Raw genomic sequence first — 10,360 nt, 5'->3', positions numbered from 1 at the left:
CGTGGGCGCGATCACCGGAACGTTCAAGGGCTTCGGTGTCACCTTCTCGCACATGTTCAAGAAGGTCGTCACCACCGACTACCCGTTCAAGCCGCCGGTCTCGGCGCCGCGCTACCACGGGCGGCACATCCTCAACCGGCACCCGGACGGGCTGGAGAAGTGCATCGGCTGCGAGCTGTGCGCCTGGGCCTGCCCGGCCGACGCGATCTACGTGGAGGGTGGCGACAACACCGAGGAGCAGCGCTTCTCTCCTGGTGAGCGGTACGCCAGCACCTACCAGATCAACTACGCCCGGTGCATCTTCTGCGGGCTCTGCATCGAGGCCTGCCCGACCCGTTCGCTCACCATGAGCAACGAGTACGAGCTGGCCCGGGACAACCGGCAGGACCTGATCTTCACCAAGGAGCAGCTGCTCGCGCCGCTGCTCGAAGGCATGGAGCAGCCGCCGCACCCGATGCGGCTGGGCGACAGCGAGAAGGACTACTACGTCGGCGCGCTCACCAACCCGGGCACCTCGGCCGGCGCCGAGCGCTCGCCGATGGGCCCCGGCCGGTACCAGGTGGAGGAGCACCCCGGCGTGACCTTCCCCGGCGCCGAGCAGGCCGAGCAGCGGTCCGCCGCCGCGGCGGGCAAGGGAGGCAAGGCATGACCTCGGCTACGGTGCTCGCCGCCGCCGGCCAGGTGTCCGGGGGTGAGGAGGTCACCTTCTGGATCCTCGCGCCGCTGGCCCTGCTCGGGGCGATCGGCATGGTGTGGGCCCGCAACGCGGTCCACTCCGCGCTCTGGCTGGTGCTGACCATGCTCTGCCTGGGCGTGTTCTACGTGCTCCAGGCCGGGCCGTTCATCGGCATGGTGCAGATCATCGTCTACACCGGCGCGATCATGATGCTGTTCCTGTTCGTGCTGATGCTCGTCGGCCGGGACGCGTCCGACTCGCTCATCGAGACGCTGCGCGGCCAGCGGGTCGCCGCCGTGGTCCTCGGGCTCGGCTTCGCCGGCCTGGTGGGCACCGGCCTCTACCGCGCGCTCGACGGCGTCCAGCCGGTCGGGCTCGACGAGGCGAACGGCGAGGGCAACGTCCAGGGCATCGCCCGGCTGCTGTTCACCAAGTACGTCTTCGCCTTCGAGCTGACCTCGGCGCTGCTGATCACCGCCGCCGTCGGCGCGATGGTGCTGGCGCACGTGGAGCGGCGCAAGGCGGACCGGATGGACCAGATCGCCACCATGAAGGCGCGGTTCCGCCCCGGCAACTACCCCGGACCGAAGCCCGGCCCGGGCGTCTACGCCACGTCCTCCTCGGTGGCCACCCCGGCCCGTCTGCCCGACGGCCGGCTGACCGACCGCAGCATCCCGGAGATCATGCCGGTGCGCGAGTTGACGGCCGAGGAGACCGCACCGAAGGGGACTGATCGGTGAGCGCGAGGAGTGCAGCGAAGCGGAGCCCCGCAGTCGCGAACGAAAGGCTGGCACGGTGACCCCGGACTACTACCTCATCCTCGCGGCGGTGCTGTTCACCATCGGCGCCGTGGGCGTGCTGGTCCGGCGCAACGCGATCGTGCTGTTCATGTGCATCGAGCTGATGCTCAACGCGGCCAACCTGACCCTGGTCACGTTCAGCCGGATCAACGGCGACCTGAACGGCCAGATCATGGCGTTCTTCGTGATGGTGGTCGCGGCGGCCGAGGTCGTGGTCGGGCTCGCGATCATCATGGCGATCTTCCGGACCCGGCGCTCGGCCAGCGTCGACGACGCCAACCTGCTGAAGTACTGAGGGGCTCGTGGTGGAACAGATTCTGACGATCGCCCAGTCTGAGCCAGCCGAAGCCGTCACCTTCGCCACGGCGGACGGGATGCTGGGCAGTGTCTGGCTGCTGGTGGCGATCCCGCTGGTCAGCGCGGCGATCCTGCTGCTGCTCGGCAAGCGGGCCGACCGCTGGGGCCACTGGCTGGGAGTGGGCGCCATCGGCGCCGCCTTCGTGCTCGGGCTCACCTACTTCTTCCAGTTGCGCGGGCTGGAGAACAAGCAGGTCGAGCTGAGCCTCTGGGACTTCATGGCGGTCGGCAACCTGAAGGTGGACTTCGGTCTGCTCTTCGACCCGCTGGCCGCGGTCTTCGTCCTGCTGATCACCGGGGTGGGCTTCCTGATCCACCTCTACGCCGTGGAGTACATGGCGCACGACGCGGGCCGGCGGCTGTTCTTCGCGTACTTCAACCTGTTCGTCGCCGCCATGCTCCTGCTGGTGCTCGGCAACAACTACGTGATGCTCTACTTCGGCTGGGAGGGCGTCGGCCTGGCGTCGTACCTGCTGATCTCCTTCTGGTACGGCCGGCCCAGCGCGGCCACCGCCGGCAAGAAGGCGTTCCTGATGAACCGGGTCGGCGACGCCGGCCTGGCCATCGGCATCTTCATCATGTTCGCCGTGCTCGGCACCACCCAGTACGACGAGGTGTTCAACGGGGTCGGCTCGATGACCTCGACCACCGTGCTGGTGCTCGGCCTGCTGCTGCTGCTCGGCGCGGCCGGCAAGTCCGGTCAGTTCCCGCTCCAGGCGTGGTTGCCGGACGCGATGGAGGGCCCGACCCCGGTGTCCGCGCTCATCCACGCGGCCACCATGGTCACCGCGGGCGTCTACCTGATCGCCCGCTCCAACGCGATCTTCTCGGCCAACGAGACGCTCCAGCTCGTGGTGGTCAGCGTCGGCGCGCTCACGCTGCTGATGGGCTGCATCATCGGCGCGGCCAAGGACGACATCAAGCGCGTGCTGGCCTGGTCCACGGTGAGCCAGATCGGCTACATGTTCCTCGGCGTCGGTCTCGGCGGCGGCGCGTACGCGCTCGCCATTGTGCACCTGCTGGCGCACGGCTTCTTCAAGGCCAACATGTTCCTCGGCGCCGGCTCGGTCATGCACGGCATGAACGACCAGGTGGACATCCGCCGCTTCGGCGGGCTGTCCAAGTACATGAAGGTCACCTGGCTGACGTTCATGATGGGCTGGCTCGCCATCATCGGCATGTTCCCGTTCTCCGGCTACTTCTCCAAGGAGCCGATCATCGTGGCCGCGTTCGAGCGGGAGGGCTGGACGGCCTGGCTGTTCGGCATGGCCGCGCTGCTCGGCGCCGGGCTCACCGCGTTCTACATGACGCGGCTGTTCGTGCTCACGTTCCACGGCCCGAAGCGCTGGACCGAGGACATCGAGCACCCGCACGAGTCGCCGAAGCTGATGACCGTCCCGCTGATCCTGCTGGCGGTCGGCTCGGTCGGCGCGGGCTTCCTGCTCGCCACCTCCGTGCCGGACTGGCTCACCGCCACCAACGGGCTCGCCGCCGAGAGCGGGGAGCACGCACCCGTGCTGGCGCACTGGCTGCTCACCGCGCTGTCGCTGCTGCTCACCGTGCTGGGCGCCGGGCTGGCCTGGTTCCTGTTCCGCTCCGGCACGGCCACCGAGCCGCAGCCGGCCGGCGTGGTGGTCACCGCCGCCCGCCGGAACCTCTACACGGACGCCTTCAACGAGGCGGTCTTCGAGAAGCCGGGCATCTTCCTCACCCGGGCGCTGGTGTTCCTCGACAACCGGGGCGTCGATGGGCTGGTCAACGGCCTGGCCGCCGCCGTGGGCGGGGGCTCGGGCCGGCTCCGGCGGCTCCAGACCGGCTTCGTGCGGTCGTACGCGACCTCGATCCTGACCGGCGCGCTGCTCGTGGTGGCGGCGTTCCTGGCGGTGCAGGCGGGGTGGCTGGCGTGATCGACCTCAACGCGGCCGCCCCCGCCGGCGGGCCACGCAGTCACGACGGAGGTAAGGCCGAATAATGTCCAACTTCCCGTTCCTCTCGGTGCTGACCGTGGCGCCGCTGGTCGGCGCCCTGGTGGTGGCACTGCTGCCCCGCAGCCGTCCGGACCTGGCCAAGCTGGTGGCGTTCGGCTGGTCGCTGCTGGTGCTGGTGCTCTCGGTGGTGATGTGGTTCGCCTTCTCCGCCGGCGGTGACCGGTTCCAGTTCCGCGAGTCGTACCCGTGGATCCCGAACTGGGGCGTGAACTTCACCTTCGAGGTGGACGGCATCGCGCTGGTCATGCTGATGCTGATCGCGATCCTGGTGCCGCTGGTGATCCTGGCGTCCTGGCACGACGCCGAGGCGTCGAAGCGCTCCGTGCCCGCGTACTTCGCGCTGCTGCTCGTCCTCGAATGCACGATGATCGGCGTCTTCGCCGCCGCCGACGTCTTCCTGTTCTACGTGTTCTTCGAGGTCATGCTGGTGCCGATGTACTTCCTGATCGGCAGCTACGGCGGCCACCAGCGGCAGTACGCGGCGGTGAAGTTCTTCCTCTACTCGCTGGTCGGCGGTCTGTTCATGCTGGCCGCGGTGATCGGCCTCTGGGTGGTCGGCGGGAAGACCTTCGACTGGCAGGCACTGAGCCAGGCGGAGTTCGCCACCGACACGGCCCGCTGGCTGTTCCTGGGCTTCTTCGTCGCCTTCGCGATCAAGGCGCCGTTCTTCCCGTTCCACACCTGGCTGCCGGACGCCGGTGGCGCGGCACCGGCCGGCGCCGCCGCGCTGCTTGTCGGCGTGCTGGACAAGGTCGGCACGTTCGGCATCCTGCGCTACTGCCTCCCGCTGTTCCCGGAGGCGTCGCGCTGGTTCGCACCGTGGGCGCTGGCGCTCGGTGTCATCGGCATCATCTACGCCGCGCTGCTGGCGGTCGGTCAGAACGACCTGAAGCGCCTGGTGTCGTACACCTCGATCGCGCACTTCGGGTTCATCGGCGTCGGCATCTTCGCGTTCACCACCCAGGCCGGCACCGGCGCGGTGCTCTACATGCTCAACCACGGCCTGGCCACCGGCCTGCTGTTCCTCGTGGTCGGCATGCTGATCGCCCGGCGCGGCTCGGCGCTGATCAGCGACTTCGGCGGCGCGGGCAAGCTGGTGCCGGTGCTGGCCGGTGTGCTCTTCTTCGCCGGTCTCGCCTCACTGGCGCTGCCGGGTACCGCGCCGTTCGTCTCCGAGTTCCTGGTGCTGATCGGCACGTTCACCGTCAACAAGCCGGTCGCCGTGATCGCCACGCTCGGCATCATCCTGGCGGCGGCGTACGTGCTGTGGATGGTGCAGCGCACCACGCAGGGCACGCTGAACCCGGCGCTGACCGAGGTCGAGGGCATGCGCCGTGACCTCACCCTGCGCGAGAAGGTGGTCGTCGCGCCGCTGATCGCGCTGATCGTGCTGCTCGGCTTCTATCCGAAGCCGGTCACCGACGTCATCAACCCCGCCGTCCAGGCGACCATGCAGGACGTCGGCAAGTCCGACCCCGCCCCTGAGGTCGGCAGCGTCCAGGAGGCCGCGAAGTGAGTGAACTGAGGCTGCCGTCGATCGACTACGCGGCGCTCGCTCCCATCCTGATCATGCTGGGTGCGGCGCTGCTCGGGGTCCTGGTCGAGGCGTTCGTGCCGCGTCGTCTGCGCAACGCGGTGCAACTCGGGCTCGCCCTGGTGGCGATGCTCGCCGCGATCGTCATGGTGATTCTCAACGCCGACGACCGGCTGATCACCATCGGCGGCGCCATCGCGATCGACGGCCCGACGCTGTTCCTCCAGGGCGCGATCCTGGTGCTCGCGGTGATGGCCCTGCTGCTCGTCGGTGAGCGCACCGTGGAGCGGGGCGGCGCCTTCGTGGCGCACGCCGCTGTCACCGCCGAGTCGGCGGAGGACCGGCGGCAGGCCGAGGGCGTCGGTGGCGCCACCGAGGTCTACCCGCTGATGTCGTTCGCGATCGGCGGCATGCTGATCTTCGTGGCGGCGAACGACCTGCTGACCATGTTCGTCGCGCTGGAGGTCTTCTCGCTCCCGCTCTACCTGCTCTGCGCGCTGGCCCGCCGCCGGCGTCTGCTGAGCCAGGAGGCGGCGCTGAAGTACTTCATGCTCGGCGCGTACGCCTCGGCGTTCTTCCTGTTCGGTGTGGCCCTCATCTACGGCTTCACCTCCGGCATCCCGGGCCGTACGGCCGGCGTCGACTTCGCCACCGTGCACGCCGCGGTCACCGACTCCCCGTCCAGCCCGGTGCTGCTGTTCGCCGGTATGGCGCTGCTCGCCATCGGCCTGCTGTTCAAGGCCGCCGCCGCGCCGTTCCACGTCTGGACGCCGGACGTCTACCAGGGCGCGCCGACCCCGGTCACCGGCTTCATGGCGGCCTGCACCAAGGTCGCCGCGTTCGGGGCGCTGCTGCGCGTCTTCCACGTCGCGTTCGCCGGGGCCTCCTGGGACTTCACCCCGGTGCTCGGCGCGATCGCGGTGCTGACCATGCTGGTCGGCGCGGTGCTGGCGGTCACCCAGACCGACATCAAGCGCCTGCTGGCGTACTCGTCGATCGCGAACGCCGGTTACCTGCTCGTCGGTGTGCTGGCACCGAGCCGTGAAGGGCTCTCCGGTACCATGTTCTACCTGGCCGCGTACGGCTTCTCGGTGCTCGCCGCGTTCGCCGTGGTGACGCTGGTGCGCGACGCCGACGGGGAGGCCACCCACCTGTCCCGCTGGGCCGGGCTGGGCCGCCGCTCGCCGTTCTTCGCGGCGATCTTCACGTTCATCCTGCTGGCCTTCGCCGGTATCCCGCTGACCAGCGGCTTCACCAGCAAGTTCGCGGTCTTCGGCCCGGCCCTGGAGGCGAACCAGGCGTGGCTGGTGATCGCCGGCGTGCTGACCAGCATGGTGCTGGCGTTCCCGTACCTGCGGGTCGTCGTCATGATGTGGCTGTCCGAGCCGGGCGAGTCCACCCCGACGGTGACCGTGCCCGGTGCGCTCACCTCGGCCGCCCTGGTCATCGGCGTGCTCGCCACGCTGGTCCTCGGCGTGGTGCCCGGCCCGCTGCTCGACCTGACGACCGGTGCCGCCGAATTCGTCAGATGACAGAGGTGATCCCACCGGGGGCCGGTACGCCGTGGCGTGCCGGCCCCCGGCGTATCCCCGTCGACGAGCAGGTCGAACGGGTGTGGCATGGTTGAGGACGTGGCGAACCCGGCTGGCGAGCGTTCAGGTCAGTTCGGCGCGCTCGGCCTGCATCTCGCCGACCCGCGCGTCGAAGCCTCAGTGCTGGGCGTGCTCGACCGGGTCGAGACGAGCCTGCGGGCGAGCGTGGCGAGCGCCGATCCGCTGGTGACCGAGGCGTCCCGGCACCTGGTCGAGGCCGGCGGCAAGCGGTTCCGTCCGCTGCTGGTGGCGCTGGGCGCCCAGTTCGGCGACCCGGATACCGACCAGGTCGTCCCCGCCGCCGTGGTGATGGAGCTCACCCACCTGGCGACGCTGTACCACGACGACGTGATGGACGAGGCTGCCGTGCGGCGTGGCGCCCCGAGCGCCAACTCCCGCTGGACCAACTCGGTGGCCATCCTGGTCGGCGACTACCTCTTCGCCCGGGCCGCGGACATCGCCGCCGACCTCGGCCCCGAGGCGGTACGCCTCCAGGCGCGCACGTTCGCCCGGCTGGTGCACGGCCAGATCGCCGAGACGGTCGGCCCGCGCGACACCGACCCGGTCGCGCACTACCTGCACGTGATCGCCGAGAAGACCGGTTCACTCATCGCCACCTCGGCCCGCTTCGGCGGCATGTTCGGCGGCGCGGCTCCCGAGCACGTCGAGGCCCTGGCCGAGTACGGCGAGATCATCGGCGTCGCGTTCCAGCTCTCCGACGACCTGCTGGACATCGCCAGTGAGTCGGTCCAGTCCGGCAAGACGCCCGGCACCGACCTGCGCGAGGGCGTACCCACCCTGCCGGTGCTCTACGCGATGGCCTCCGACGACGCGGACGCGGCGAGCGTACGGCTGCGCGAGATCCTGGCCACCGGCCCGCTGGTGGACGACGCGTTGCACGCCGAGGCGCTGGGCCTGCTGCGGGAGTCGCCGGCGCTCAAGCGCGCCCGGGAGACGGTGCGCAGCTACGCCGAGGACGCACGCGCCCGGCTGGCTCCGCTGCCCGAGGGTCCGGCGCGTCGCGCGCTGGAGTCCCTCTGCGACTACATCGCCGACCGCACCAGCTGACCCCTGCGCTGACCCCCCGCGCGCCCACCCTCACTCGCTCGGGCTCTCGTCGATCATGAAGTTGACGGCCGCCCATACGGCGTGTCGCGCCGCTAACTTCATGATCGACGCGACGGGGCTCGGGGGCGACGCGGACGGTCAGGGGAGGGTGGGGGTGGGGCGTAGGAGGCGGGCGCCCAGCAGCATCAGGAGGGCGGCCAGGAGCATCGCCGCGGCAGCAGTCAGCCACATCGCCGGGTAGCCCGCCGCGCCGGCCAGCGCGCCCAGGCCGAGCGGACCCAGGCAGCCGCCCGCGTACACCCCGGTCTGGGTGATCGAGGTGGCGGCGGCCGGGGCCTGCGGGTGGAGCCGGACCACGGCGAAGTTCATCAGCCCCGGCCAGGCCCAGCCCAGACCGAAGCCGAGCACCACGCCCGCTACCAGCGGCGCCGATCCGGCCACCGCGAGCAGGATGAGGCCGACCGAGCCGGTCAGCAGCATCCCGGCGATCAGCCCGACGTGCCCGCTGGTGCGCCGGTCGGCCAGCCAGCCGACGCCCACCCGGGCGAGCACGCACACCACGCTGCCCAGGGTCAGCGTCAGGCCGGCCAGGCCGGGGGAGAGCCCTCGCGCCGCAGCCGAGTCGACCAGGAACGTGCCGAGGGCGTTCGCCGCGGCTGCCGCGAGCGTCGCGGCCAGCCCGATCACCACGAGCGGGCCGGTGCCGCCGGGACCGCGACCGGAGGCGGTCCGGGCCTGCCGGTCCCGTCCGGCCCGGGGTACGGCCGGCAGCACGGCGAGCGCGGCCACCGCTGCGGCCACGAAGGCCCAGCGCCAGCCGGCGGTGAGCGCGACAGTGGGTACCGCCAGGCCGGCCAGCAGCGTAGCGGCCGGTACGGCGGCCTGCTTCACGCCGAACGAGAGGCCCTGCCGGTGGGCGGGTACGTGCTCGGCCAGCGCGGCGTTGCTGGCGAGCTGCCCGAGGGCGTTGGCGGCGGCGCTGAGCGCCAGCAGCGCCACCAGGATCGGGTACGACCGGGCCAGCCCGGCCACTGCGAGCAGCGAGGCGGCGGAGAGCAGGATGGCGGCCCGGGCGACCGGGGCCGAGCCGAAGCGCTCGACCAGGGCGCCGGAGGGCACCGAGGCGAGCGCGCTCACGCCGAAGTAGATCGAGACGGCCAGGCCCAGCCCGGCCGGGCTGAAGCGGAGTTCGTCAGCGAGCTGGACGGCGAGCCCACCGACCAGGAAGACGGGCAGGACGCACACGATCGTGGTGAGGGTGGCGCCCGCGCCGACCGTGACGGCGTGGCGGGACGCCGGAGAGGCGACTCGCGAAACTGTTTCAGTCATCGCGAGCACACCTTACGCCCGGACGTTTTGGCTGCTCATCGTGTCCGTCGACACACGGTCTGTGTCCGGTCTTCTGGCATCCTCCATCCGAACAGGCATTTCGCACTCGGCCGGTTTTTCATATGGTGTAAGTCCCCGGCGGCGGAGGTGGTTGTGCGCGACCCCTTGGCGGAACCTTCGGACCTGATCCGTAGCGTGTCTCGCGCGCTTCGAGTGCTCGAGTCGGTCGGCCGTGCGCCGAGAGGGCTCACCGTGAAGCAGATCGCCCGGCGCTGCGAGCTGACCGTCGCCACCACCTACCACCTGGTGCGCACGCTCGCGTACGAGGGCTACGTGATCCGGCGCGAGGACGGGACGTACATCGTGGGGTTGGAGGTGGCCGACCGCTACCGCGAGCTGGTCACCGCGTTCCGGGGGCCGCCGGCGGTGGGCGAGGCGCTGCGCCGCGCGGCGTCGGACACCGGCTGGAGCCACTACCTCGGCCGTTTCGTCGGCGGGCAGGTGGCGGTGACCGCGTCCGCCGAGGGGCCGCGCTCGCCCTACATGGAGGACCTGGTGCCGGGCTTCGACGAGGGCGCGCACGCCACCGCGCTGGGCAAGAGCCTGCTCGCCACGCTCACCACCGAACAGCGCTTCCGCTACCTGCGCGAGTACGGCATGCGCCCGTTCACCACCGCCACCCTCACCACTGTCGAGGCGTTCGAGGCGGACCTGGCCGCCGGTGACCGGCGCGGCATGCAGCTGGAGCTGGGGCAGTTCCGGCAGGGCGTGGCGTGCGCCGCGGTGCTCGTCAGCCCGGACAAGGACATCGAGCGCCGGGTGGTGCTGGCCTGCGCGCTGCCGGCCGGCGAGATGATGACATCGGCCCGGGTGGTCCGCGCCAAGCTCCTCACCGCCGCGCGCGCCATCGCCGACGGGATCGCCTCCGAGAACTGACTCGCCGCGCGCCGATCCCCGCCGGGACCGCCTCCGAGAACTGACGAGGGGCCGCCGACCTGGTGGGTCGGCGGCCCCTC

Annotated in this window: 9 protein-coding genes; 8 read left to right on the top strand and 1 reads right to left on the bottom strand. The window is 70.8% G+C overall.

The features are described from left to right. The first annotated feature begins 1 nt into the window (after position 1). From nuoI to BFV98_RS17490, 7 genes are all read left to right on the top strand, one after another. Positions 2 to 649 carry an NADH-quinone oxidoreductase subunit NuoI gene (nuoI, locus tag BFV98_RS17520; RefSeq protein WP_013283609.1) on the top strand — a complete coding sequence of 216 codons (648 nt, stop codon included), beginning with the start codon at positions 2 to 4 and terminating at the stop codon, positions 647 to 649. Further along, entirely contained in the window at positions 646 to 1,416 is a 771-nt protein-coding gene (locus BFV98_RS17515) for an NADH-quinone oxidoreductase subunit J (RefSeq protein ID WP_013283610.1), read from the top strand. Before nuoI ends, BFV98_RS17515 begins: the two co-directional genes overlap by 4 nt. 55 nt (positions 1,417 to 1,471) lie before the next feature. Next, positions 1,472 to 1,771, top strand: a complete 300-nt coding sequence (nuoK, locus tag BFV98_RS17510) for an NADH-quinone oxidoreductase subunit NuoK (RefSeq protein ID WP_013283611.1) — start codon at positions 1,472 to 1,474, stop codon at positions 1,769 to 1,771. A gap of 7 nt (positions 1,772 to 1,778) precedes the next feature. Next, a complete protein-coding gene (nuoL, locus tag BFV98_RS17505; protein WP_013283612.1) occupies positions 1,779 to 3,740 on the top strand; it encodes an NADH-quinone oxidoreductase subunit L in 1,962 nt (653 codons plus the stop codon). A 64-nt stretch (positions 3,741 to 3,804) separates the two neighbouring features. Further along, positions 3,805 to 5,337 (top strand): NADH-quinone oxidoreductase subunit M, encoded by a 1,533-nt coding sequence (locus tag BFV98_RS17500; protein WP_013473559.1) that lies wholly within the window; start codon positions 3,805 to 3,807, stop codon positions 5,335 to 5,337. After that, the gene (gene nuoN, locus BFV98_RS17495; RefSeq protein WP_013283614.1) at positions 5,334 to 6,887 is read left to right on the top strand and encodes an NADH-quinone oxidoreductase subunit NuoN; all 1,554 of its coding nucleotides are present in this window, start codon (positions 5,334 to 5,336) and stop codon (positions 6,885 to 6,887) included. Before BFV98_RS17500 ends, nuoN begins: the two co-directional genes overlap by 4 nt. Positions 6,888 to 6,974: 87 nt before the next feature. Continuing rightward, on the top strand, positions 6,975 to 8,015 hold the full coding sequence (locus tag BFV98_RS17490) for a polyprenyl synthetase family protein (protein ID WP_013473560.1): 1,041 nt from the start codon (positions 6,975 to 6,977) through the stop codon (positions 8,013 to 8,015). 138 nt (positions 8,016 to 8,153) lie between these two features. Here BFV98_RS17490 and BFV98_RS17485 read toward each other — a convergent pair whose 3' ends face one another. After that, complete coding sequence (locus BFV98_RS17485; protein ID WP_071098916.1) at positions 8,154 to 9,344, bottom strand: MFS transporter; 1,191 nt, start codon at positions 9,342 to 9,344, stop codon at positions 8,154 to 8,156. A 153-nt stretch (positions 9,345 to 9,497) separates the two neighbouring features. Here BFV98_RS17485 and BFV98_RS17480 point away from each other — a divergent pair, with 153 nt between their 5' ends. Next, positions 9,498 to 10,280, top strand: a complete 783-nt coding sequence (locus BFV98_RS17480) for an IclR family transcriptional regulator (RefSeq protein WP_013283617.1) — start codon at positions 9,498 to 9,500, stop codon at positions 10,278 to 10,280. The last annotated feature ends 80 nt before the right edge of the window (positions 10,281 to 10,360 follow it).

The organism is Micromonospora sp. WMMB235 (assembly GCF_001855515.1).
GTDB classification, from domain to species: domain Bacteria; phylum Actinomycetota; class Actinomycetes; order Mycobacteriales; family Micromonosporaceae; genus Micromonospora; species Micromonospora aurantiaca.
Note: the sequence above shows the minus strand (reverse complement) of the source record. Positions and strands in the feature narration are given on the sequence as shown.